This is a genomic window from Diaphorobacter sp. JS3051 (assembly GCF_015832135.1).
Taxonomy (GTDB): Bacteria; Pseudomonadota; Gammaproteobacteria; order Burkholderiales; family Burkholderiaceae_C; genus Diaphorobacter; species Diaphorobacter nitroreducens.
Window position 1 is genome coordinate 3,720,072 of the sequence record NZ_CP065406.1, and the last position, 23,586, is coordinate 3,743,657.

Genomic DNA, 23,586 nt, shown 5'->3' on the forward strand with positions numbered 1-23,586 from the left:
CACCGCCGGTAACCGCACGACCGGTGCGCAGCTGGGACATCGGCCCTATTTTCAGCAGGCCTTGCAGGGCAATGCGTCCGTATATGCCGCCCTGGGCGGCACGTCGCAGGAGCGCGGCCTCTATTACGCAGCGCCGCTGTATGAGAGCGATACCCCGTCCAGTCCCATCATCGGTGTGGTTACCGTCAAGGTGGGGTTCTCCCATTTCGACCGCCTGCTCACGCGGGCGGGGCATCCCGTGCTGCTGATGTCGCCGCAGGGCGTGGTGTTCTCTTCCACCCGTCCGGAGTGGCTCTACGCGATGACCGCGCCCCTGACGCAGGAACGCATCGACGCGGTGCGCAGCACGCGCCAGTTTGGCAGCCGTTTCGACAACGGGCTGGTGTCGGCCCTGCCGTTTTCCATCGACTCCCGCGAAGCGCTGATCGACGGCGTGCGCTATGCCGTGGGCCGCCGCGCCGTGGACTGGAAGGACCCTGCGGGCCCCTGGCAGCTGGTGTTGCTGGACGACAAGCGCCATCATGCCCATGGGGTTGCGCTGGATAGTGGGAGGGGTCGCATTCGCGCTCTTTGCGCTCGTGGGTGCCATGGCGCTGGATGCGCTGCGCAACCGGCGCCGCCTGGCGGAGGGCATGCAGCGCTTTTCGGTGCTGGGCGCGGCACTGGAGAACAGCCCCATTTCCATCGTCATCACCGATGCGGAAGGGGTGATCGCGTGGGTCAATCCCCAGTACGAACGCAGCACCGGCTATACGCTGGGCGAAGTGCGCGGGCGCAAGCCATCGATAGCCGCCAGCGAACACACGCCCGCCGGTACCTACCGGGACATGTGGAACCGGCTGCTGGCCGGCCATTCCTGGCGCGGACGCTTCGTGAACCGGCGCAGGGACGGCACCCTGTACCACGAGGAGGCCACGCTGTCGCCGGTGTTCGACGCCAAGGGCCGGCGCATCGCGATCGTGGGGCTGCAGCAGGACGTGACCGCGCGCATCGAGGCGGCGCAGGAACTGGAGCGGCGTGAGCGCCGCCTGAGCGAACTGCTGGAACAACAGACAGCGCTTTTTGACAACGCGCCGCCCATCGTGCTCGTCTGCGACGGGCAGATACGGCAGTTCAACCGTGCCCTGGCGGAATTGCTGCGCTCCTCGGACGATGCCCTGGCGGGAACCCCGGTACAGGAGCTGTTCGCAGGCGAGGCCGGCTACGGCGCCTTCACCGCACGGACCGTTCCCATGCTTCTGGCCGGTGGCTCGGTGCGCGAGCAGGCCGTGCTGCGGCGTCCGGACGGCACGTCGTTCACGGCGCGCATGGCGGGCCGCGGGCTGAAGATGGAAGGCGTGCAGATCGCATCGCTGTGGGTGATCGAGGACGTGACCGAGGCGCAGCGCGCAGAGGCTGCCACGCGCGAAGCCAACGCGCGGCTGGAGCTGGCGCAGGAGGCGGGGCACATCGGCGTGTTCGACTACAACTTGCTGACGCAGCGCATGGTGTGGTCGCCCCAGCTGGAGCAGCTGTATGGCGCGGCGTCGCTGCCGGCGCAAAAGGACGGGCATGCCGCAGAGAGGCCGTTCCAGGCGTGGATGGATGTGATCCATCCCGAAGACCGTGCGCGCGTGCAAGGCCTGCTGGCGCAGGCACAGGCCGGCCAGGGCGGCGGCCGTCTGCGCGATTCCTGGCGCATCGTGCGCGCCGATGGCAGTACGCGCTGGATCCTGTGCACCGCGCGCGTGGTGCGCGACGAAGCAGGACAGGCCGCGCGCATCATCGGCGTGCAGGTGGATGTGCATGACCAGAAGATGTTGGAGGCGCGCGTGGCCGAGCAGCTCGCCTTCCAGCAGGCGCTGATCGATGCCATTCCGGTACCGCTCTTCTACAAAGACGCGAAGGGGCGCTACCTGGGTTTCAACCGGGCCTATGTCCAGGCCTTCGACATCCATACGGAAGACTTCATCGGCAAGACGGTGCTGGACCTGGAGTTCCTGCCCATGCTGGAGCGCGAACGCCTGCACGCGGATACCGAGGCCGCGCTGCGGGGCGCGCAGTCCGTGCACCGCGAGGTGGTCATGCCGTATGCCGATGGACTGGTGCACCACACGATGTTCTGGCTGCATGGGTTCAACCGCCCGGACGGCTCGGCGGGCGGAGTCATCGGCACCTTCGTGGACGTCTCCGACCGCCAGCGCGCCGAAGTGGAACTGCGCCGCGCCAAGGAACTGGCCGAGGAGACGGCGGCGCTCAAGTCGCGTTTCCTGGCCAACATGAGCCATGAGATCCGCACGCCGCTCAACGCGATCATCGGCATGTCGCACCTGGCCCTCAAGTCGGGGCTGGATGCGCGCCAAAGCGGCTACGTGGTGCGCATGCAGCAGGCGGGCCAGCATCTGCTGGGCGTGATCAACGACATCCTGGACTTCTCCAAGATCGAGGCCGGCAAGCTCGTGGTGGAGCGCAGCCCCTTCGCGCTGGATCGTATGCTGGAAGGCGTGGCCGACGTGGTGGGCTTCAAGGCGGCGGCCAAGGGGCTGGAGCTGGTGCTGGACGTGGCACCCGACGTGCCGCAGCACTTGGTGGGCGACGCGTTGCGCCTGGGGCAGATCCTCATCAACTTTGCCAATAACGCCGTTCAGTTCACCGAGCAAGGAGAGATCCATCTGCTGGTGCGGCTGGAGCGCGACGAGGGCGCGCGCGTGCTGCTGCGCTTCGAGGTGCGCGACACGGGCATCGGCATCGCGCCGCAGCAGATGCAGCGCCTGTTCCAGAGCTTTGAACAGGCGGACACGTCTACCACGCGCCGATACGGTGGCACCGGCTTGGGCCTGGCCATTAGCAAGAGCCTGGCCGAGTTGATGGGCGGTGAGGTAGGCGTGCGCAGCGAGCTGGGGCATGGCTCGGCCTTTTGGGTGACCGTGCCGCTGGAGCGTGGCGAGCCGCTGCCCCGTGCGCTGTTGCGCAGCGATTGGCGTGGCAGCCGGGTGCTGGTGGTGGACGATAACCACACCGCCGCCCAGGTGCTGGTGGACATGCTGCAGACCATGGGCCTGCAGGCCACGCAGGTGCACTCGGGCGTGCAGGCGCTGCAGGCACTGCGCGACGCGGTGGCCGAGCAGCGCCCCTACGGCCTGCTGCTGCTGGATTGGCACATGCCGGGGATGGACGGAATCGAGTTGGCGCGCCGCATTCGCGGGCTGGGCCTTGCGCATATCCCGCAGATGCTGATGGTTACGGCGCACGGGCGCGACGAGGTGATGGACGCCGCGCGCAGCGAGGGGATCGACAACGTGCTCGTCAAGCCGGTGAGCGCGTCGGTGCTGTTCGACACGCTCATGCAGCCGCTGGCCCAGGCGTGGGACGTGCATCCGCTGCCGCGGTCTGCGTCTGGCGCCGCACCCGCCGTGCTGCGCGGTGCGGTGGTGCTGCTGGTGGAAGACAACGAGCTCAACCAGATCGTGGCGCAGGAGCTGCTGCGCGATGCCGGCATGCACGTGGATGTGGCGTCCAACGGCCAGGAGGCCATCGCGTGCATCGACCGGCGCCGGTACGACGCGGTGCTCATGGACATGCAGATGCCCGTGATGGATGGCGAAACGGCCACGCGGCAACTGCGTGCCGACCCACGCCACGCCGGCCTGCCGATCATCGCCATGACTGCCAATGCCATGCAGGCCGACCGGGAGCGCTGCTTTGCCGCGGGCATGAACGACCACGTGCCCAAGCCCATCGACCCCGACGTGCTGTGGGCCACGCTGGTGCGCTGGCTGTCGCCGCGCCCCGAGGCGGCGTCGCAGTCGCCCGCGCCCCCGGCGGACGCGCCGCTGGCACCTGCATTCGCGCCTGCCCTGCCACAGGGCGTGCCGGGCCTGGATACCGCGCAGGGCCTGAAGCGGGCTTCGGGCAAGCCGGGGCTGTACGCCGAACTGTTGCAGCGCTTCGCGCTGAGCCAGAGTGACGTCGTCCAGAACCTGCAGGCGGCCATACAGGCGGAGGACTGGGCACTGGCCGAGCGCACCGCGCACACGCTGCGCTCGGTGGCCGCCAACCTCGGTGCGCAGCCGGTGTCGCGGCATGCGCAGGCACTGGAGCAGGCGCTGCGCTCTCAGGCGCCGGCAGAAACGCTCCAGCCCCTGCTGGCCGCCCTGGCAGAGCATATGGCGCCTTTGCTGCAGGCGTTGGGTGCCTGGGCCCGGCAGGCCCCGGGCGCGGACGCTCGCGAGGCCACCGTGCCGCCGCAGACGCCCGCCCAGCTGCTGCGCGGGCTGCGCACGCTGCTGCGCGCGGACGACCCGGCCGCGGGCGACTACCTCCAGCGCAACGCGGCTGGGCTGGCCGCCTTGCTGGGTGCGGACTTCGATGCGCTGGAGCGCAGCGTGCGCAGCTTCGCCTATGACGACGCGCTGCGGCGGCTGGAGGCATGCCCCGCGGCCCCGGCGGAATGACGCCCCATCCCACCAACTCTTTGGCAGGACTTCCCATGGATCAGCAACGCTACGTGAACGCCGCTCCGGACCGCCTGGTCGACAAGCCCATCGCCACCGTGCTGGTAGTGGACGACACGCCCGACAACCTGACGCTCATGGCCGGACTGCTGCAGGGGCATTACCGCGTCAAGGTGGCGGCCAGCGGTGAGAAGGCCCTGGTAATCGCGCAGTCCGACGCTCCGCCCGACCTGCTGCTGCTGGACATCATGATGCCCGGCATCGACGGCTACGAGGTCTGCCGGCGCCTCAAGGCCAACGGGGCCACGCGTCACATTCCGGTGATCTTTCTCACCGCGCGCTCCGATCCCGACGACGAGCGCGAAGGCCTGGCGCTGGGGGCGGTGGACTACATCACCAAGCCCATCAGCCCCTCCATCCTGCTGGCGCGCGTGGCCACGCACCTGGCGCTCAAGGCCACGGCCGACTTCCTGCGCGACAAGAGCGCCTACCTGGAGCGCGAGGTGGCGATGCGCACGCTGGAGGTGCAGGCGATCCAAGACGTGACCATCATGGCGATGACTTCTCTGGCCGAGACGCGCGACAACGAAACCGGCAACCACATCCGCCGCACGCAGCTGTACGTCAAGACCCTGGCTGAGCGTCTGCGCCACCACCCGCGCTTCGAGGCGGTCTTGAACGACCGCATGATCGACCTGCTGTACAAGTCGGCGCCGCTGCACGACATCGGCAAGATCGGCATCCCCGACAGCATCCTGCTCAAGCCGGGCAAGCTCACGGTGGAGGAGTTCGAGATCATGAAGACCCACACCACGCTGGGGCGCAAGGCCATCGAGGATGCCGAGCAGCGCCTGGGCATGCGCGTGGCCTTCCTCAGCGTGTCCAAGGAGATCGCGTACAGCCACCAGGAGAAGTGGGACGGATCGGGCTACCCCGAAGGCCTCAAGGGCGACGCCATTCCCGTGTCTGCGCGCCTGATGGCCGTGGCCGACGTGTATGACGCACTCATCAGCAAGCGCGTGTACAAGCCGGCGTTCTCCCATGAGCAGGCTTGCACCATCATCCTCAAGGGGCGGGGCACGCACTTCGACCCGGACATGGTGGATGCGTTCGTGGAACTGGCCGACGACTTCCGCGGCATCGCACAGCGCTACCCCGATCCCCAGTGAAGTGCTGCCGCAGTTCAAATAGAAATAGCTGCCATGGCGCTTGCAGCAAGCGCGGGCAGCTATTGTTTTATGAGTATGAGGATTACGGCGCTGCCGTGGGGCGGGTCTGGGTGTCCTCCGCGGCGCTGTCCGGTGCGGTGGGCGTGGCGTCGTCTGGCGACTGCGCGGCCGCCTCGTCGCCGGCCACGTCAGCGACTTCCGTGACCTCGGCGGCCTGGCGCACCGCGGCCTTGTTGCCCGCGCTGGCGAACTTGCTGTATTTGCCCAGCAGAGTCACCAGCTGGCCATAGATGCGTGGCGCGCCGGCCAGGCATTCGCGCTGCTCCATGTAGTCGGCCTCGCCCGTGAAGTTGCCCACCAAACCTCCGGCCTCGGTCACCAGCAGACCGCCCGCGGCCACGTCCCAGATCGACAGGCCGCTCTCGAAGAAGCCGTCCGTGTAGCCGGCGGCCACATAGGCCAGGTCCAGCGCGGCAGCGCCGGGGCGGCGCAGGCCGGCGGTGCGGGGCATCACCTCGGCCATCATGTTCAGGTATTGCTTGAAGTTGTCGCCGGGGCGGAAGGGGAAGCCCGTGGAGATCAGGCATTCGCCCAGGCGCGTGCGCTTGCTCACGCGGATGCGGCGCTCGTTCAGGAAGGCGCCGCGCCCGCGCGTGGCGGTGAAAAGGTCGTTGCGCGAGGGGTCGTACACCACGGCCTGCTCGACCTTGCCGCGCACGGCCAGGGCGATGCTCACGCAGTACACGGGAAAGCCGTGGATGAAATTGGTGGTGCCGTCCAGCGGGTCGATGATCCAGACGTATTCGGAATGCTTGGAGCCGTGCTCGGAACCCGATTCCTCGGCCAGGATGCCGTGGCCGGGGTAGGCGGTGAGCAGCGTCTCGATGATGGCCTGCTCGGCGGCATGGTCCACCTCGGTCACGAAGTCGTTGATCTGCTTTTGCGAAATACGCACGGCCTCCACGTCAAGGGCCGCGCGGTTGATGATGGCGCCGGCGGCGCGAGCGGCCTTGATGGCCACGTTGAGCATGGGGTGCAGATTGGACGACATTGGATTGTGACGAAGGAGCGGGGCGGCTGGTGGCCGCGGGGCGCGCAGCCGGCGATGCGGGCGCAAAACGGGCATTTTACCCATCACCCTCCGGGCTTGCACGCGCGGGCCTTCGGGCGCTTTGCAGCAGCGGCGACAATGGCAGGCTTGCTCCCGAGTCACTTCGCGCCATGAGAACCCGCTTCATCCTGATCCAGACCAGCCATGCCGGCAACGTGGGCGCCACGGCCCGCGCCATGAAGACCATGGGTTTTGATGACCTGGTGCTGGTCGCACCGCGCTGGCCCAACGTGCTGCGCAAGGAGGAGACCATCCAGCGGGCCAGCGGCGCGCTGGACGTGCTGGCCCATGCCCGCATCGTCGCCACGCTGGACGAGGCGCTGGAGGGCGTGAGCCACCTGTGTGCCACGGCGATGACGCCGCGCGACTTCGGCCCGCCCACGCGCACGCCGCGCCAGCATTTCGAGATGCTATTGAATAATGAGCTGTCAGCGCATGATGGCAAAGCGCCAGGGGCTGATTTGGCTAGAAAGCCGTCGCCGGAAACTGGCGTGGCCTTCCTGTTCGGCTCCGAGCGTTTTGGCATGGCCAACGAGGATGTGTACCGCTGCCATGTGGCGCTGAGCATTCCCACCAATCCGCAGTTCGGCTCGCTCAACCTGGGCGCGGCGGTACAGGTCATCGCCTATGAATGGCGGCAGGCCCTCGCCACGCGTGGGGAGGGCTTTGCGGTGCAGGAGTCCGCCCCTCAGGGCGAGCGCGCGGACGCCGCGCAGGTGGCCGGCATGCTGGCGCACTGGGAGCAGGCGCTCACGGGCATCGGCTTTCTGGACCCGGCCGCGCCCAAGAAGCTCATGCCGCGCTTGAACCAGCTTTTCAACCGCGCGCAACTCACGCAGGAGGAAATCCACATCCTGCGCGGTGTCGCCAAATCCATGCTGCAGGCCACGCAGGCAAACCGCTAGACTGCCAAGCTTCTCGTTACACCATTGCCCTTCATGCTTGCCCGCCTGCGATCCGACGTCCAGTGCATCCTCGAACGCGACCCGGCTGCGCGCAGCACCTGGGAGGTCATTACCTGCTATCCCGGCCTGCACGCCATCTGGCTGCACCGGCCGGCGCACTGGTGCTGGACGAATGGCTTCAAGTGGCTGGGGCGCTTCATCTCGCACTTTGCGCGCTGGTTCACGGGCATCGAGATCCACCCGGGCGCCAAGATCGGCGAGCGGGTTTTCTTCGACCACGCCATGGGGGTGGTGGTGGGCGAGACCGCCGAGATCGGCGACGGCTGCACCATCTACCAGGGCGTGACGCTGGGCGGAACCTCGCTCTACAAGGGCACCAAGCGCCATCCCACGCTGGGCAAGAACGTGGTGGTGAGCGCGGGCGCCAAGGTGCTGGGCGGCTTCGAGGTGGGCGATGGGGCCAAGATCGGCAGCAACGCCGTGGTCATCAAGCCGGTGCCGGCGGGTGCCACGGCCGTGGGCATCCCCGCGCGCATCATTCCGTCCAAGGAAGGCCAGAGCGCCGACGTGACCGAGCCGCACAAGCCCGAGGAGGCCAAGTTCAGCGCCTACGGCGTGACCTCCCTGCAGGACGACCCGCTGACCCAGGCCATGCGCGGCCTGATCGATTCCGCCGCCACGCAGGAGCACCAGATCGCACTGCTGTGGCAGGCCATTGAAAAGCTCTCCAGGTCCACCCCGCAAAGCGGCGGCTGCGTACCCGACGAGGCCGTGCGCTGCGAGCAATTCCAGGCGGCCAAGCTCAACGACATCATTGGCAAGTAAACAACCCCATGGAAGTTACCCAGGCCCTGCGTGCGCGCCGCTCGGTGCGCGCCTTCCTGCCCGACGCGCCCCCCGCAGCGACGGTGCAGACGATTCTTCAAGAAGCCGCACAGGCGGCCTCCGGCGGCAATCTGCAGCCCTGGCGCGTGGTGGCCCTCACGGGCGCGCCGCTGCAGGAGTTGCTGGCGGTCGTCGCCCAGGCGCAACCCGAGGAAGGACCGGACAACCAGTCCTACCCGCCGGGCCTGTGGGAGCCCTACCGCACACGCCGCTTCGCCAACGGCGAAGACCTGTACCCCAGCATCGGCATTCCGCGCGAGGACAAGGCCGGGCGCCTGCAGCAGCTGGCCAAGAATGCCGAGCTGTTTGGCGCGCCCGTGGGCATCTTCGTGTGCGTGGACGAGCGCATGGGCCAGCCGCAATGGGCTGATCTGGGGATTTACCTGCAGTCGCTGATGCTGCTGGCGGTGTAGCATGGGCTGGCCACCTGCGCCCAGGGCTTCTGGCGCCGCTATGCCGGCACGCTGCAGCAGCAGCTGGGACTGCCCGAGCCGTACCGCGTGGCCTTTGGCGTGGCGCTGGGCTATGAGGATGCGGCGGCGCCCATCAATACCCTGCGCTCCTCGCGGGCCCCCTGGGGCGAGTGGGGCAGATGCGCGGGTTCTGAGCCCGAGGAAGGGCCGCCGAGGCCTTTCGTTAAGTGATTGCTCCTAATTCAATAGCTGCCAGCGCTTGATGTATAAGCGCTAGCGGCCTATTTCCCCCTGATGGGCGTTGGCTCGCCTCAGTGAGGCTTGATGGCGATCTTGAGCACCCCGTCGCGCTGGTGCGCAAACAGGTCGTAGGCCTCCACGATGTCGTCCAGCTTGCGCTGGTGCGTCACCAGCAGCCCCAGGTCCAGGCGGTTGGCGGCGATCACGTTCATCAGGCGGCGCATGCGCTCCTTGCCGCCGGGGCACAGCGCGGTGCGGATGGTGTGGTCGCCCAGGCCGGCAGCGAACTGCGCCAGCGGGATCGACAGATCTTCCGAGTACACCCCCAGGCTGGACAGCGTGCCGCCGGGCTTGAGCACCTTCATGGCCTGGGCGAACGTGGCCTGCGTGCCCAGTGCCTCGATGGAGCCGTCGGCGCCCTTGCCGCCGGTGAGCTTCATCACCTCCTCCACCACATCCACGTTGCGGAAGTTCAGCGTCACGTCGGCGCCCATCTTCTTCGCAACCGCCAGGCGGTCGTCGTTGCCGTCCACGGCGATGATGGTGGTGGCACCCAGCAGGCGCGCGCCGGCCGTGGCGCACAGGCCGATGGGACCTTGTGCGAACACCACCACGGTGTCGCCGATCTTGATGTTGGCGTTCTCCGCGCCCTTGAAGCCGGTGGACATGATGTCCGGGCACATCAGCACCTGCTCGTCGGTCAGCCCGTCGGGAATGGGCGCCAGGTTGGCCTGGGCATCGGGCACCAGCACGTACTCGGCCTGGGTGCCGTCGATCAGGTTGCCAAAGCGCCAGCCGGCCGTGGCCTTGTAGCCGTGGCAGCCGCACAGGCCACGCGGCACCAGGTAGCTGCCGTCCTGGCTGGGATAGCCGTCCTGCGCCGCGTAGCTGTTGAAGTTGGGGCAGATGGCGCCGGCGATCACGCGCTGGCCTTCCTGGTAGCCCTGCACGGCGCTGCCCAGTTTCTCGATCACACCCACGGGTTCATGGCCCACGGTCAGGCCCTTGGCCACCGGGTATTCACCCTTGAGGATGTGCACGTCGGTGCCGCAGATGGTGGTGGTGGTGATGCGCACCAGCGCGTCGTTGGGGCCCACGTCGGGAATGGGCTTGTCGGCCAGTTCGATGCGGCCTTTTTCGACGAAGACAGCGGCTTTCATCATGGCGGTCATGCGGGGCTCCTTTGCGGGGTGAAGCCGCCACATTACGCCGGGGATGCGGCGGCGGGAGCTACGGTTGAGTGGACTGCTCGGGTATGGCCATGCCCTGTGCCGCGCCCACGGCGTCGTCCACGCTCCAGAACAGCGGAATATGCGTGAGCCCGGCGCGCTGAAGCGCGGCACGCGGGTGGTCCTTGATGCGCGCGAGCAGCAGGGCCAGTCCCCGGCGCGCCAGATGGGCCTGCAACTCCTGCAGGGCCTCCAGCGTGGTCACGTCCATGTCGTCGCTGGACTCCACGCTCAGCACCACGGCGCGCACGCCCTGGGCTCCTGCGTGCGTGGCCACGATATGCGCCATGGCCTCGGCATTGGCAAAGAACAGCGGTTCGTCCGGCCGCAGCACCAGCACGCCCGGCGTGCGCTGCGCCTGCGGGTGCAGCTTGAGCGCGACGAAATCATGCGTGCCCGGCAGGCGGCCCAGCTCACTGGCGGCCGGCTGCGCAAAGCGGCGCAGCGCCAGCAGCAGCGAAAGCCCCACCGCGAGCAGCATGCCGAACAGCACGCCCAGCACCAACACGCCGGCCGCGGCGGCCAATGCCATCCAGGCGTCGCCATTCCAGCGCAGCGTGGCCCACAAGGGGCGCGGGCCCAGCTTGTGCGACAGGATGCCGATCACCACCGCACACAGCACGGGTAGCGGCACAAGCGCCAGTGCGCCTTGCGCCAATCCCAGCGCCAACGCAATCGCCGCTGCGGCGACGAGGCCCGTCCAGCGGCTGTGCCCCCCAGCCTCGTAGTTGGCCGACGAAGCCGAGAAGCCTGCGCCCACGGGCAGGCCCTGCAGCAGGCTGCTGCCGATGTTGGCGGCGCCCAGGGCCAGCATCTCGCGCCGCGCGTGCACGCGGTCGCCCGCTTGCAGGGCCAGGGAGCGGGCCGATCCCCACGACTCGGCGAACAGGATCATCATCAGCGCTGGCGCCACCTGGGCGGCGCGCACCCAGTGGTCCCAGTCCAGCCGCGGCCAGCCCCACTGCAGCCCTTGCAGCGTGACCGGCCCCACCAGCACCACGCCGTGCGCCGCCAAAGGCAGCGCCGCGGACAGCGCGATGCCCAGCGCCAGCACCAGCACCGAGGGCTGCACCCAGGCATGCCGCGCCTGGGCGCGCTGTAGCGCCAGCCACAGAGCCAGCGCGCCGCAGCCCAGCGCTGCCGTCAGACCCTGTGCGTTGCCGAGCCCGCCCAGCCAGTCCCACAGCAGGCCGGGCGTGTGCGTGCCCTGGGCCGGAACGCCCGTGAGGCCGGGCAGTTGCTTGACGACGATGGTGACCGCGAGCGCCCACGCAAAGCCGCGCAGCACGGGGCGCGAGACGAACGCCGCCAGGAAGTCGGCGCGCGCGAGCGCCGCCACGATGAACAGTCCGCCGGTGACACCGACCAGCGCAAACGCGCCGCCCGTGCCTTCCGCAGCCACGACGGACGCGAAGATCGCCGCGGCCGACGACGTGGCCGAGAGCGTGGCGAAGCGGCTGGTGCCGATGAACGGATAGACGAGCAGCCCGACGAGCGCCGCCACCAGCGCATGGGCCGGCGGTACGCCGGCGATGGCGGCGTACGCCACCGCCTCGGGAACCAGCAGGCCGGCGATGGCCAGGCCGGCCAGGAACGTGTGGCCTGCGCGGGGGCGCGAAGGCGCGGCAGGACGATTGGTGGGCAGCATGGCACGGCCCCGTGGCGGGGCGGCGCGCTCAGCGCTGGGGGCGCACGGCGGTCTTGGGGCGGAAGGCCTTGCAGACCTCGGGGCGTGTCTCCAGGTAGGGACCGCCGATCAGGTCGATGCAGTAGGGCACGGCGGCGAAGATGCCCGGCACGCGCTGTGCGCCGCTGTCGTCCTTGAGGCCCTCCAGCGTCTCGGCAATCGCCTTGGGCTGGCCCGGCAGGTTGATGATGAGGCTCTGGCCGCGAATCACCGCCACCTGGCGCGACAGGATGGCCGTGGGCACGAACGTCAGCGAGATCTGGCGCATCTGCTCGCCAAAGCCCGGCATCTCCTTGTCGGCCACGGCCAACGTGGCCTCGGGCGTCACGTCGCGCAGCGCGGGGCCAGTGCCGCCGGTGGTCAGCACCAGGCTGCAACCAGCGTCCACCAGTTCGACCAGCGTGGCGCTGATGCGCTCTTGCTCGTCGGGAATCAGGCGCGGCTCGAAAGCAATCGGGTTGTGCAGCGCGCGCTTGAGCCAGTCGTGCAGGGCGGGCAGGCCCTTGTCTTCGTACGTGCCGCTGCTGGCGCGGTCGCTGATGGAGACGATGCCGATCTTGACCGGCTCGTAGGACGGGGCTTTGTGGGTGTCAGGCATCGTCTTCGCGCTCCTCATGCACGGCCAGGGCGGCCGCTTCGGTCATCTGGTGGCGCACCAACTGGAACAGTTCGCGGTAGGCCCGCCCCTTGCGCGGAGCCTCGCCCTGCGACTGGGCCAACCGCGCCTCATGGTCGGACGGCGCATCCTTGCGCGCCTGGCGAATCAGCGCGCGGATCTGTTGCGTGTCCGTGCGCGGAAACTGCTCCAGCCATGCTGCCAGCGCATTGTCGTCCGCAATGAGGCGGTCGCGCCAGTGCTCGGCCTGGTGCAGGGCCAGCTTCTCGGCGGCGGAGCCGTTGCGCTGCTCGTCCAGCGCGGCGTGGATGGCCGCCACGGTGCCTTCTTCCAGCTTGCGCATGAGCTTGCCCACGAACTGCATCTGCCGGCGCTTGCCCTCGAAGTTGGTGATGCGGCGGGCCTCGGCCAATGCATCCTGGAGCTTTTCGGGCAGGTCCAGGCGCGCGAACAGGTCGCTGCGCAGCGTGAGCAGCTCGGAGCCCAGGTCCTGCAGCGCCTCCATCTCGCGCTTGAGGTCGGTCTTGGTGGCACCGTCGGTGCCTTTGAGTTCGGCCTTGAGCTGCAGGTCCATCTCGCTGCCTTCGGCAACGAAATGGCCCTTCACAAAATAGCCTTTTTTGGGTTTGCGTGACATGGGTGTGCTGGGGGCGGAAACAGGCCCTGCGCGGCGCAGCGGCAATGGCGCCTGCCGCGCGGCGGCGCGGGTCGGCAAGTATCATAGCCGCCGCTATGAATACATCCAGCAACCGCGCCGCCAGCGGCACTTCTTCCCAGCCCGACAGCGGCTTCAGCTATACCCGAGAGTTCTTTGAAGGCCTGGTGGACCATGCCCTGGCCCATGCCAAGAAGTTGGGCGCTACCGACGCGGGGGCGGACGCCTCGGAAGGCTGCGGCCTGTCGGTGAACGTACGCAAGGGCGAGCTGGAGACGGTGGAGCGCAACCGCGACAAGTCGCTGGGCGTGACGGTGTACGTGGGCCACCGCCGTGGCAATGCGAGCACGTCCGACTTCTCGCTGGCCGCCGTGGAGCGCACCGTGCAGGCGGCCTACGACATCGCCCGCTTCACCGCCGAGGACCCGGTGGCCGGCCTGCCCGACGCGGCCGACATCGCGCCACAGGAAACGCACCGCGACCTGCAACTGTTCCACCCCTGGGCCATCACCAGCGAAGAGGCCGCGCTTCTCGCGCTGGAGTGCGAGGCCGCCGCCTTCAAGACCCACAAACGCATCACCAACAGCGAAGGCGCGGGCGTGTCGGCGCAGCAGAGCCATTTCTTCAGCGCCCACACACGCGGCTTTCGCGGCGGCTACGCCAGTTCGCGCCACAGCATCTCGGTGGCGCCCATCGCCTCGCTGCCAGGGCGCAATGCCGAGATGCAGCGCGACGCCTGGTACAGCTCCATGCGCGACGCGCGCGAACTGGCCGCGCCCGAGGCCGTGGGCCGCTACGCCGCCCAGCGCGCGTTGAGCCGACTGGGCAGCCGCAAGATCCCCACCACCGAATGCCCGGTGCTGTTCGAGTCGCCCCTGGCCGCCGGCCTGCTGGGCGGCTTCGTGCAGGCCGTGAGCGGCGGCGCGCTGTACCGCAAGAGCAGCTTTCTCGTCGATTCGCTGGGCAAGCAGGTGTTCGCCAAGCACATCGACGTGGCCGAGGACCCCTTCATCCTGGGCGGCAAGGGCAGCTCGCCGTTCGACGATGAGGGCGTGCGCGTGGCGCCGCGCCAGGTGGTGGAGGCGGGCCGCGTGCAGGGCTATTTCCTCAGCACCTATTCGGCGCGCAAGCTCGGCATGCCGACCACCGGTAACGCCGGCGGCTCGCACAACCTGGTGCTGTCGTCGCGCCTTACGAAGCCCGGCGACGACCTGGACGCCATGCTGCAAAAGCTGGGCACGGGCCTGTTCGTGATCGAGCTCATGGGCCAGGGCGTGAACTACGTGACGGGCGACTACTCGCGCGGCGCCAGCGGCTTCTGGGTGGAGAACGGCCGCATCGCTTATCCGGTGCACGAGATCACCATCGCCGGCAACCTCAAGGACATGCTGCGCGGCATCGAGGCCGTGGGTGCCGACGCCTACACCTATGGTGCCAAGACGGTGGGCTCCATCCTCATCAACCGCATGAAGGTGGCGGGCAGTTGAGCCGCGCCGCGCCGGCAGTCCGCGCATGAGCACGTCGCTGTCGCGGGCCGACTGGGCCAAGGCGCTGGTGGTGGTTGTGGTCTGGGGGCTGAACTTCGTCGTCATGAAGTGGGGCCTGGCCACGCTGTCGCCGCTGGTGCTGTGCGCGCTGCGCTTCCTGACGGCGTCGCTGCCGTTCCTGCTGTTCGTGCGCCCGCCGCGGCACCTGTCCTGGGGCGTGATGGCGGCCTATGGCTTGGTGCAGGGTGTGGGACAGTTCGGCCTGCTGTTCACCGGCATGCAGCTGGGCATGCCGGCGGGCATGTCCTCGGTGGTGCTGCAGACGCAGGCATTCATCACCATGCTCATGGCGGCAGCCTTGTTGGGCGAGACGCCACACCGCTGGCAGTGGCTGGGCCTGTGCATCGCCATCGGCGGGCTGGCGTTCATCGGCGCGGCGCACGGCGATGGCGCCTCCGGCATGACCCTGGCGGGCTTCCTGCTCACCGTGGGGGCCGCGGCCATGTGGGCCGGCTCCAACCTGCTCACGCGCGTGGCGGCGCGCCAGGGGCCGTACGAGCCCGTGTCCTTCATTGTTTGGAGCAGCGTGTTCCCCATCGTGCCGCTGTTGCTGCTGGCCTGCGTGGTGGACGGCACGGAGGCCGTGGTGCAGCAGCTGCGCGGCCTGGGCGGGCGCGAGTTGGGCGTGGTGGCCTATCTGGCGCTGTTGTCCACCCTGCTGGGCTATGGCCTGTGGACGCGCCTGCTGCAGCGCTACGCCGCCAGCATTGTGGCGCCGCTGTCGCTGCTGGTGCCGGTGGTGGGACTGCTGTCGGCCATGCTGCTGCTGGGCGAGCGCCCCACGGCCTGGCAATGGATGGGCACGCTGGGCGTGCTGGCGGGCATGGTGATCAACCAGTTCGGCGGGCTGTGGGCCAAGCGCTGCCGCGGGGCGACATCTATATAAAAAATGGCTCTAGCGCTTACCAGTCAAGCGCTAGAAGCTCCTGAAAGAGTAGCAAATCACCCGCGCTCGGCGCGGCAACTTGCCTCTCAGCCGCCGCGCACCATGGAGAGGATCTTGGCCGTGTCGAGCTGGCGCGCGGTCGCCTGCATCTGCGGCAAGTAACGCGCCTGCAATTGCTGGCCGTCCTGCATCACGTGCTGGTAGGCGTCCTTGAGCATGTCGGTGGACAGCGTGCGCCCGCCCGCGTAGTACTGGTTGGCCACATGCCCCAGCGCATAGGTGGCCGCAAAGCTCATGCCGCTGCTCACCGCCTGGCGCCCCAGGCCGCCCAGCAGGCCCTTGCCGGCCTTGCCCAGCAGGCCGCTGAGCAGCTTGCGGCCTGCCTGCTCCAGGTACTGCGAGGTGAGCCCCACGCCCAGCGTCGCGAGGAAGTCCTTGATGTGCCCGCGGTCCAGCTCATAGCCGTAGCTTTGGCCGATCTGGTAGACCAGCCGCATTTGCAGCGGAATGATGGCCAGGGTGGACAGATTCTCGGGCAGCAGTTCGATGGCGCCGTTCATGATCGACGCCTGCAGGATCTTGCGGTCCATCTCGGCGGGCGGCAGGCTGCCGGGGCGGCGCTGCGCGGCGGTGGTGGGCAGCGCGTCCGCAGCGGCGGGGTGGGGCGCCGGTGTCGCAGGCGCAGTGGATGCGTCCAATGGCGTTTGCAGAGGCGCTTGCAGAGGCGCTTGCAGAGGCGCTTGCAAAGGGGCGTCGGCCACGGCCTGGGCCTCGGCATCGAATCCCCCTGTGGTATGCGCGCCCCCCAGACCCCAGGCCTGGCGCACCTGGGCCAGGAAGGCGTCTTCCTTGGCGCTGGTGTGGCCGTCGGCTTCGCACACGCACACGGCCATCTCATAGGCCAGCTGGCGCGACTCGGGAGAGGCCAGGCGGCCCAACACTTCTGGTAGCTGCACGCGGCGCAGCAGCACGTCCTGGTACAGGCCGGGCAGGTTGATCTGCGCGTCGCCCGCAAGGCCTTGCGCGACCTCGCGGATCTGCTCGCGTTCGCGGTCGTGCTTCTCGCCGTCTGCGTACGAGGCCATCAGGCACAAGGTGAGGGTGGCGCGGATTTCTTCTGCGGTCATGGTGCTCCTGAGGCGGTGAAGAGATGCAGATGGGAGTGCAAGGCGGCAGCGGGGTTCCCTGCCGCGCTGGCCCTTTACCCGTTGGAAAAACAAAAACCGCCCGAGGGCGGTTTTTGTCACGGACGGTTCACATCGCGAGGCCGTCAGGCGGCCACCATGGGCACGACCTTGTATTCGCCCGCGGCGATTTTCTTTTGCCACTCGGCCGGGCCGGTGATGTGGGCGCTGGTGCCGCCCGCGTCCACGGCCACGGTGACGGGCATGTCCACCACGTCGAACTCATAGATGGCTTCCATGCCCAAGTCGGCAAAGCCCACCACCTTGGCGTTCTTGATGGCCTTACTGACCAGGTAGGCGGCGCCGCCCACGGCCATCAGGTAGGCGCTCTTGTGGTTCTTGATGGACTCGATGGCGACCGGGCCGCGCTCGGCCTTGCCGATCATGGCGATCAGGCCGGTTTGCTCCAGCATCATGTCGGTGAACTTGTCCATGCGCGTGGCGGTGGTGGGGCCGGCGGGGCCCACGGCCTCGTCCTTCACCGGGTCCACGGGGCCCACGTAGTAGATCACGCGGTTGGTGAAGTCCACGGGCAGCTTCTCACCCTTGGCCAGCATGTCCTGGATGCGTTTGTGCGCGGCGTCGCGGCCGGTGAGCATCTTGCCGTTCAGCAGCAGCGTCTGGCCAGGCTTCCAGCTCGCGACCTCTTCCTTGGTCAGGGTGTTGAGGTCCACGCGCTTGCTGGTCTCGGTGTTGGGCGCCCAGTCCACCTTGGGCCACAGGTCCAGGCTCGGCGGATCCATGTAGACGGGGCCGGAGCCGTCCATCACGAAGTGCGCGTGGCGCGTGGCCGCGCAGTTGGGGATCATGGCCACGGGCTTGCTGGCCGCGTGCGTGGGGTACATCTTGATCTTCACGTCCAGCACGGTGGCCAGGCCGCCCAGGCCCTGAGCGCCGATGCCCAGGGCGTTGACCTTCTCGTACAGCTCCAGGCGCAGCTCCTCGACCTGGTCCAGCTTCTCGCCGCGCTGGCTCTTGGCCAGCAGCTCGTACATGTCCAGGTCTTCCATCAGGCTTTCCTTGGCCAGCAGCACGGCCTTTTCCGCCGTGCCACCGATGCCGATGCCCAGCATGCCCGGCGGGCACCAGCCGGCGCCCATGGTGGGCACGGTCTTGAGCACCCAGTCCACCAGGTTGTCGCTGGGGTTCATCATGACCATCTTGGACTTGTTCTCGCTGCCGCCGCCCTTGGCGGCCACGGTCACGTCCAGCGTGTCGCCGGGCACGATCTGCACGCTGATGACGGCGGGTGTGTTGTCCTTGGTGTTCTTGCGAGCAAACTGCGGGTCGGCGACGACCGACGCGCGCAGCGTGTTGTCGGGGTGGTTGTAGCCACGGCGCACGCCTTCGTTGATGGCGTCTTCCAGGCTCTGGTCGGCGGCAAAGCCCTCAAAGCGCACGCCCATGCCGATCTTCAGGAAGACGTTGACGATGCCGGTGTCCTGGCAGATCGGGCGGTGGCCCGTGGCGCTCATCTTGCTGTTGGTGAGGATCTGCGCCATCGCATCCTTGGCCGCGGGGCTCTGCTCGCGCTCGTAGGCGCGGGCCAGGTGCTGGATGTAGTCGGCGGGGTGGTAGTAGGAGATGTACTGCAGCGCGGCAGCTACGGACTCCACAAGGTCGTTGTACCGGATGGTCGTGGTCATGTGGGGGAGGATTCTTGTGAAACGGACGCCCGCGATTATCGCCCTGCACCTTGCACGCGCCTGATGCAAGGGCAAAAGCAAGGGGAAAAGTCCCGCCCGCCCGTCCGCCCGTCCGCCCGTCCGCCCGGCGTGGCGGCAGGGGCTTTCAGTGGCCTCGTGGCCATTTGCGGTGAAATCGCCCCGTTGCTCCTTCCCGGATCAGAAAGGCGTTTCCATGAATTCCAACACCCGTATCGAACGCGACACCTTCGGCCCCATCGAGGTGCCGGCCGACAGGCTCTGGGGCGCGCAGACGCAGCGCTCGCTGCAGAACTTCGCCATCTCGGGCGAACGACAGCCGCAGGAACTCATCCGCGCGCTGGCGCAGGTCAAGCGCGCGTCGGCCCGGGTCAACCACGCGCTGGGGCTGCTGGGGGCGGACAAGACGCGCGCCATCGTCGCCGCGGCCGACGAGGTGCTGCTGGGCCAGCACGACGACGAGTTCCCGCTGGTGGTCTGGCAGACCGGCTCGGGCACCCAGACCAACATGAACGTCAACGAGGTGCTGGCCAACCGCGCCAGCGAGCTGTTGGGCGGCGAGCGCGGCGAGGCACGGCTGGTACATCCCAACGACGACGTGAACAAGAGCCAGTCCAGCAACGACGTGTTCCCCACCGCCACGCATGTGGCCGCGGTGCAGGCGCTGGTGCACCGGCTGTTGCCCGCCATGGAGGAGCTGCGCGCCACCCTGCAGACCAAGGCCGAGGCGTTCGACGACATCGTGAAGATCGGCCGCACCCATCTGCAGGATGCGACACCGCTCACGCTGGGGCAGGAGATCTCGGGCTGGGTGGCGCAGCTTGCCCATGGGGAGCGCCACGTGCGCGCGGCGCTGCCGCACCTGCATGAACTGGCCCTGGGCGGGACGGCCGTGGGCACGGGCCTGAATGCGCCCGAGGGCTACGCCGAACGTGTGGCGCAGGAGCTGGCCCAGTTCACCGGTCAGCCCTTCGTGACCTCGCCCAACAAGTTCGAATCGCTCGCATCGCAGGACGCGCTGGTGCATGCCCACGGCGCGCTGAAGACGCTGGCGGCCAGCCTCACGAAGATCGCCAACGACGTGCGGTGGCTGGCCAGCGGCCCGCGCAGCGGCATCGGCGAGATCACCATCCCTGAGAACGAGCCCGGCTCGTCCATCATGCCCGGCAAAGTGAACCCCACGCAGTGCGAGGCGCTGACCATGCTGTGCGCCCAGGTGCTGGGCAACGATGTGGCCATCAACATCGGCGGGGCCAGTGGCAACTTCGAGCTGAACGTGTTCCGCCCGCTGGTGGCGCACAACTTCCTGCAGAGCGTGCGGTTGCTGGCCGATGGCATGGTGAGCTTCAACGAGCACTGCGCCGTGGGGATAGAGCCCAACCGCGCGCGCATCGCGGAGCTGGTGGAGCGCTCGCTGATGCTGGTGACGGCGCTCAACCCGCACATCGGCTACGACAAGGCCGCGGCGATTGCCAAGAAGGCGCACAAGGAAGGCAGCACGCTGCGCGAGGCCGCGCTGGCGCTGGGCTACGTGACGCCCGCGCAGTTCGATGAGTGGGTGGTGCCCGCCCGGATGGTGGGGCGCTAGAGATTCGGCGAGCGCGGGGGCGTGCGCCGCGAGAGGGGAGCGCCTTACTCGTCGCCTCGGCCGTCCGCGGCGGCCTGGTCCACCAGCGTCTGCAGGCCGGTGGCGTCCAGGATCTCGATGCCGCGGGGGCGCACGCTGATCAGGCCCTCGCGCTCCAGCCACTTCAGCTCCACGTTCACGCGCTGGCGCGAGCCGCCCAGCAGGCAGGCCAGCTCGTCTTGCGCCAGCGACAGGCCCAGCGGCACGCTCTCGCCCGGCTCGGTGCGCTGCGGGCCGAAGCGCTGCAGCAGCTGTAGCAGTTGCTTGGCCAGGCGCGCGCGCAGCGGCAGCGTGGCCATGTCTTCCATCATGCAATACAGCGACCGCATGCTCCACGCCTGCAGCGTGAGCAGCGCCTCGCCGAACGAGGGATGCTCCTGCAGCAGCGTGCGGAAGGTGGGTTCGGGCACGCTCAACAGCGTGGTGGGGCCATGGGCATGCGCGTCGTAGGTGCAGGGACGGCCGTAGAGCACCTCGGCCTCACCCACCCAGATTCCGGGCTCCACATAGGCCAGCGTGACCAGCTTGCCGGAGGGCGTGGTGCGTTGAAAGCGCAGCGCGCCACTGGCGCAGGTGAACCATTCGCGGATGGGGCGGCCCTGCTCGACGATCAGGTCGCCGTGTGCATGGCGCGTCACGTGCCCCAGGCGGAAGATGTCGTGCCGCAGCGAGGGCGAGAGGGTGGAGAACCAGGGGCTGCGGTCCAGGGCCTCGCGCTCGCGCGCCGACAACAGGGGACGTTGCAGCGACACGTCGGCACAAAAGCGCAGGGGAGCGGGCATGGTGGTTCGTCGGTGAGGGCGCCGGGCGCGGGAACAGCGGCTGCGGCATTCTAGGCGCCGTCACGCTCGGTAACAAACCCTTGTCCCCACCCGGCGTAGGCCGCTGTGGCTGCCGGGATGCGTTTAAAGCAAAAAGTGCCCTAAAGGCGCTTGTGGTAAGCGCAAGCAGCTATTGAAAAAGGAGCTAGCTCAGTCCTGCGCGTCCTGCGGCGCCGCGGGTGGGTCGAAGGCAAAGCCCACGCCATAGACCGAGCGTATCCAGTCGTGCCCGGCGGGGTCGGCGCTGCGCAGCTTGCGGCGCAGATTCTTGATGTGGCTGTCCACGGCGCGCTCGTTGGGCTCCTGCGGCGAGTCCGGGTAGGCGTGCTGCAGCAACTGGGCGCGCGACAGCACGCTGCGCGGGTGTGCCAGCAGGGTGCGCAGCAGATGCCATTCGCGCGGTGTCAGCGCCACGAGAGTGCCGTGCAGCGTGGCTTGCAGCTGGGCCTCGTCCAGCACCAGCGCGCCGTAGGCCAGCTCCGCCTGCGCGGCGGCCTGGGCCGGCGGTGCGCGCCGGCGCAGCACGGCCTTCACGCGCGCCACCACCTCGCGCGGCGAGAAGGGCTTGCAGATGTAGTCGTCCGCGCCCAGTTCCAGGCCGATGAGGCGGTCCACTTCTTCCACGCGGGCGGTGATCACCACGATGGGGTTGTCGGTGTGGCGGCGCGCCTGGCGCAGCACCTCCAGCCCGTCGATGCCGGGCAGCATGACGTCCAGCAGCGTCAGGTCGGGCGGCTGGGGGGCGGTGAGGACCTGCAGGGCCGTGCGGCCGTCGGCCGCGTGCTCCGGGGCGTAGCCCGCGTGGCGCAGGTAGTCCAGCAGCACGTCGGCGATGTCCTGCTCGTCCTCCACGACGAGGATGCGTGCGGGCGTGGTCATGGCGAGGGGTTCTCCAGTAGAGGCAGCGTGAGGGTGATGCGCAGGCCGCCCAGCGGCGAGGCGCTGGCTTCGATCTGGCCGCCGTGCGCCTGCACGATGGTGCGGCAGATGGCCAGGCCCAGGCCCGAGCCGCCCAGGTCGCCCGAGGCGCGGCGGCGCGAGGCCTCGGCACGGTACAGACGCTCAAACAGGTGCGGCAGCTCGTGCGGCGCCACGCCGGGCGCCGTGTCGTCCAGGCGCAGCGTGAGGCGCGGCGGGCCGCCATTGCGCTGCACATTGGCCGACACCTGCAGCCGCCCGCCAGGGTCGGTGTAGCGCAGGCTGTTTTCCAGCAGGTTCAGGAACACGCGGTGCAACTGCTGTGCGTTGCCGTGCACCTGCAGCGGCTGCTTGGCGAGCGTGGCCAGGTCTGGCGCGGCCTGCAGGGCGACACCCGTCTGGTCGAAGCGCGACTGCATGCCGGCCATGGCCTCGCGCAGCAGCGCGAGCGGCTGCACGGCGCTCATGACGGGCGGGGGCTGGTCGCCGGCCATGTCCACGCTGGCGCGCAGATCGCCCACGAGCTGGATCAGCCGCATCACCTGGCGGTGCAGGCGGCGCGCGGTCTTTTCGTCGAACGGGCGCACGCCGTCCTGCACGGCCTCGATCTCGGCGCGCATCGCGGCCAGCGGCGTGCGCAGTTCATGCGCGGTGTCCCCGATCCACTGGCGGCGCGAGGCCTCGACGCTCGCAAGCTGCTCCGCCATGGCGTTGAAGGTGTGGATCAGGCGGGTGAATTCCTCGCTGTCGGCCTGTTCGGGCACGCGGGTGTGCAGCTCGCCGGCCGCAATGGCCTGCGCGCCGGTCACCAGCGTGTCGATGGGGCGCAGCCAGCGCCGCGCCAGCCACCAGGACAGCAGCAGTGCCAGCGCCAGGCCCGTCACGCCGCTCCACACCACGAAACCGAGCTGCTTGGACAGGAAGGCGCGGTCCGCATCGCGCTCCAGCCCGTCGAGCGGAGCCAGCACCAGGTGGCCGATCAGGCGCCCCTCGCCGTCGCGCAGCGCGGTCCGCGCACCGCCGGCAACGGGTGCGGCGCCCGCGACCACGCGGCCCTGCGTATCCACCACGCCCAGGCGCCGCGAAAGCGCATCCACCGGCGGCGGGGCCGTGCCGGGCGTGACCTGGGGTAGCAACAGGGGCTCGGGCGCAGGCACGGGAGCGGGTCCGAAGGTCGGCATCTGGACGTTGCGCGGGCGGCGCAGCTCGCGCCACAGGCCGGGCTGCTCGCGCAGTGTCTGCCAGCCGCCCTGCTGTTCATACGCGGCCTGCAGGCGGAACACCAGCCAGTCCATGCGCGCCAACTCCACCTCGGCCACGTAGGGGCCCAGCCCCCGCTGCAGCCCCAGCAGCGAGAAGCCCACGAACAGCACCAGCATCACCCCCAGCAGCGCCGACAGGGCTGCAAAGGCCTTGCCTTGGAGGGTGAGACGCGGAAGTTGCATGAAGTGGGGAGCCGCTTGACCGTGGTGAAACGCCGAGGATGGCATGGCCGGGCCACCCCCGGGGTCTGGCCGCGGTGGCACGAAGCGCGCCAAATGCAACCAATGGCAACGCCTCGCCCGCAGGCATGGGCGGGGCGAAAGCCCGCCCCGT

At 68.8% G+C, this 23,586-nt stretch carries 17 protein-coding genes and 1 pseudogene; 8 read left to right on the forward strand and 10 right to left on the reverse strand.

What is annotated here, in order from left to right:
- Nucleotides 1–632 precede the first annotated feature (632 nt).
- Both I3K84_RS17730 and I3K84_RS17735 read left to right on the forward strand, forming a co-directional pair.
- Complete coding sequence (locus tag I3K84_RS17730) at nt 633–4,433, forward strand: response regulator (RefSeq protein WP_370567750.1); 3,801 nt, start codon at nt 633–635, stop codon at nt 4,431–4,433.
- A 35-nt stretch (nt 4,434–4,468) separates the two neighbouring features.
- Nucleotides 4,469–5,602 carry a two-component system response regulator gene (locus tag I3K84_RS17735; RefSeq protein ID WP_196995087.1) on the forward strand — a complete coding sequence of 378 codons (1,134 nt, stop codon included), beginning with the start codon at nt 4,469–4,471 and terminating at the stop codon, nt 5,600–5,602.
- Nucleotides 5,603–5,684: 82 nt separating this feature from the next.
- On the opposite strand, the gene I3K84_RS17740 is transcribed toward I3K84_RS17735, so the two are convergent.
- On the reverse strand, nt 5,685–6,653 hold the full coding sequence (locus I3K84_RS17740; protein WP_196995088.1) for an inositol monophosphatase family protein: 969 nt from the start codon (nt 6,651–6,653) through the stop codon (nt 5,685–5,687).
- A gap of 170 nt (nt 6,654–6,823) precedes the next feature.
- On the opposite strand from I3K84_RS17740, the gene I3K84_RS17745 reads away from it, so the two are divergent.
- The 3 genes and pseudogenes from I3K84_RS17745 to I3K84_RS17755 all read left to right on the forward strand — a co-directional run bounded on the left by I3K84_RS17745 (nt 6,824) and on the right by I3K84_RS17755 (nt 9,147).
- Nucleotides 6,824–7,618: an RNA methyltransferase gene (locus tag I3K84_RS17745; RefSeq protein ID WP_135147984.1), complete on the forward strand. Its 795-nt coding sequence runs from the start codon at nt 6,824–6,826 to the stop codon at nt 7,616–7,618.
- 33 nt (nt 7,619–7,651) lie between these two features.
- A complete protein-coding gene (cysE, locus tag I3K84_RS17750; RefSeq protein WP_047349618.1) occupies nt 7,652–8,443 on the forward strand; it encodes a serine O-acetyltransferase in 792 nt (263 codons plus the stop codon).
- A gap of 8 nt (nt 8,444–8,451) precedes the next feature.
- Nucleotides 8,452–9,147: pseudogene (locus I3K84_RS17755) on the forward strand (nitroreductase).
- An 80-nt stretch (nt 9,148–9,227) separates the two neighbouring features.
- Here I3K84_RS17755 and I3K84_RS17760 read toward each other — a convergent pair.
- Genes I3K84_RS17760 through yjgA form a run of 4 tightly spaced genes read right to left on the reverse strand, consistent with a single transcriptional unit; the run spans nt 9,228 to nt 13,325 of the window.
- Nucleotides 9,228–10,328, reverse strand: coding sequence for an NAD(P)-dependent alcohol dehydrogenase (locus I3K84_RS17760; protein WP_011804485.1), 1,101 nt, complete (start codon nt 10,326–10,328; stop codon nt 9,228–9,230).
- Nucleotides 10,329–10,386: 58 nt separating this feature from the next.
- Complete coding sequence (locus I3K84_RS17765; protein ID WP_196995089.1) at nt 10,387–12,033, reverse strand: SulP family inorganic anion transporter; 1,647 nt, start codon at nt 12,031–12,033, stop codon at nt 10,387–10,389.
- A 28-nt stretch (nt 12,034–12,061) separates the two neighbouring features.
- The gene (mog, locus tag I3K84_RS17770) at nt 12,062–12,670 is read right to left on the reverse strand and encodes a molybdopterin adenylyltransferase (RefSeq protein ID WP_196995090.1); all 609 of its coding nucleotides are present in this window, start codon (nt 12,668–12,670) and stop codon (nt 12,062–12,064) included.
- Nucleotides 12,663–13,325 (reverse strand): ribosome biogenesis factor YjgA, encoded by a 663-nt coding sequence (yjgA, locus tag I3K84_RS17775; protein WP_135149292.1) that lies wholly within the window; start codon nt 13,323–13,325, stop codon nt 12,663–12,665. The genes mog and yjgA overlap by 8 nt, the downstream gene beginning before the upstream one ends.
- 95 nt (nt 13,326–13,420) lie before the next feature.
- On the opposite strand from yjgA, the gene pmbA reads away from it, so the two are divergent.
- Together pmbA and I3K84_RS17785 are read left to right on the forward strand one after the other, a co-directional pair.
- Complete coding sequence (pmbA, locus tag I3K84_RS17780; RefSeq protein WP_015912698.1) at nt 13,421–14,830, forward strand: metalloprotease PmbA; 1,410 nt, start codon at nt 13,421–13,423, stop codon at nt 14,828–14,830.
- Nucleotides 14,831–14,855: 25 nt separating this feature from the next.
- The gene (locus I3K84_RS17785) at nt 14,856–15,776 is read left to right on the forward strand and encodes an EamA family transporter (RefSeq protein WP_196995091.1); all 921 of its coding nucleotides are present in this window, start codon (nt 14,856–14,858) and stop codon (nt 15,774–15,776) included.
- Between the two features lie 86 nt (nt 15,777–15,862).
- On the opposite strand, the gene I3K84_RS17790 is transcribed toward I3K84_RS17785, so the two are convergent.
- Complete coding sequence (locus I3K84_RS17790; protein ID WP_196995092.1) at nt 15,863–16,903, reverse strand: YcjF family protein; 1,041 nt, start codon at nt 16,901–16,903, stop codon at nt 15,863–15,865.
- Between the two features lie 143 nt (nt 16,904–17,046).
- A complete protein-coding gene (locus I3K84_RS17795) occupies nt 17,047–18,606 on the reverse strand; it encodes a fumarate hydratase (protein ID WP_196995093.1) in 1,560 nt (519 codons plus the stop codon).
- A gap of 214 nt (nt 18,607–18,820) precedes the next feature.
- Between I3K84_RS17795 and fumC the strand changes: the two genes are divergently transcribed.
- Complete coding sequence (fumC, locus tag I3K84_RS17800) at nt 18,821–20,212, forward strand: class II fumarate hydratase (RefSeq protein ID WP_196995094.1); 1,392 nt, start codon at nt 18,821–18,823, stop codon at nt 20,210–20,212.
- 44 nt (nt 20,213–20,256) lie between these two features.
- On the opposite strand, the gene I3K84_RS17805 is transcribed toward fumC, so the two are convergent.
- The 3 genes from I3K84_RS17805 to I3K84_RS17815 form a co-directional block, all read right to left on the reverse strand.
- Nucleotides 20,257–21,033 carry a Crp/Fnr family transcriptional regulator gene (locus I3K84_RS17805; protein ID WP_011804494.1) on the reverse strand — a complete coding sequence of 259 codons (777 nt, stop codon included), beginning with the start codon at nt 21,031–21,033 and terminating at the stop codon, nt 20,257–20,259.
- Between the two features lie 189 nt (nt 21,034–21,222).
- A complete protein-coding gene (locus I3K84_RS17810) occupies nt 21,223–21,951 on the reverse strand; it encodes a response regulator (RefSeq protein WP_047349627.1) in 729 nt (242 codons plus the stop codon).
- Complete coding sequence (locus tag I3K84_RS17815; protein ID WP_088887425.1) at nt 21,948–23,435, reverse strand: ATP-binding protein; 1,488 nt, start codon at nt 23,433–23,435, stop codon at nt 21,948–21,950. Before I3K84_RS17815 ends, I3K84_RS17810 begins: the two co-directional genes overlap by 4 nt.
- Nucleotides 23,436–23,586 lie beyond the last annotated feature (151 nt).

Bases quoted from the DNA above. Each gene is read 5' to 3' on its own strand.
- I3K84_RS17810 (WP_047349627.1), bottom strand. From the start codon at position 21,951: ATGACCACGCCCGCACGCATCCTCGTCGTGGAGGACGAGCAGGACATC.
- I3K84_RS17815 (WP_088887425.1), bottom strand. From the start codon at position 23,435: ATGCAACTTCCGCGTCTCACCCTCCAAGGCAAGGCCTTTGCAGCCCTG.
- I3K84_RS17735 (WP_196995087.1), top strand. From the start codon at position 4,469: ATGGATCAGCAACGCTACGTGAACGCCGCTCCGGACCGCCTGGTCGAC.
- I3K84_RS17760 (WP_011804485.1), bottom strand. From the start codon at position 10,328: ATGACCGCCATGATGAAAGCCGCTGTCTTCGTCGAAAAAGGCCGCATC.
- cysE (WP_047349618.1), top strand. From the start codon at position 7,652: ATGCTTGCCCGCCTGCGATCCGACGTCCAGTGCATCCTCGAACGCGAC.
- mog (WP_196995090.1), bottom strand. From the start codon at position 12,670: ATGCCTGACACCCACAAAGCCCCGTCCTACGAGCCGGTCAAGATCGGC.
- I3K84_RS17795 (WP_196995093.1), bottom strand. From the start codon at position 18,606: ATGACCACGACCATCCGGTACAACGACCTTGTGGAGTCCGTAGCTGCC.
- I3K84_RS17805 (WP_011804494.1), bottom strand. From the start codon at position 21,033: ATGCCCGCTCCCCTGCGCTTTTGTGCCGACGTGTCGCTGCAACGTCCC.
- I3K84_RS17730 (WP_370567750.1), top strand. From the start codon at position 633: ATGCAGCGCTTTTCGGTGCTGGGCGCGGCACTGGAGAACAGCCCCATT.
- I3K84_RS17790 (WP_196995092.1), bottom strand. From the start codon at position 16,903: ATGACCGCAGAAGAAATCCGCGCCACCCTCACCTTGTGCCTGATGGCC.
- I3K84_RS17745 (WP_135147984.1), top strand. From the start codon at position 6,824: ATGAGAACCCGCTTCATCCTGATCCAGACCAGCCATGCCGGCAACGTG.
- I3K84_RS17785 (WP_196995091.1), top strand. From the start codon at position 14,856: ATGAGCACGTCGCTGTCGCGGGCCGACTGGGCCAAGGCGCTGGTGGTG.
- pmbA (WP_015912698.1), top strand. From the start codon at position 13,421: ATGAATACATCCAGCAACCGCGCCGCCAGCGGCACTTCTTCCCAGCCC.
- yjgA (WP_135149292.1), bottom strand. From the start codon at position 13,325: ATGTCACGCAAACCCAAAAAAGGCTATTTTGTGAAGGGCCATTTCGTT.
- I3K84_RS17765 (WP_196995089.1), bottom strand. From the start codon at position 12,033: ATGCTGCCCACCAATCGTCCTGCCGCGCCTTCGCGCCCCCGCGCAGGC.
- fumC (WP_196995094.1), top strand. From the start codon at position 18,821: ATGAATTCCAACACCCGTATCGAACGCGACACCTTCGGCCCCATCGAG.
- I3K84_RS17740 (WP_196995088.1), bottom strand. From the start codon at position 6,653: ATGTCGTCCAATCTGCACCCCATGCTCAACGTGGCCATCAAGGCCGCT.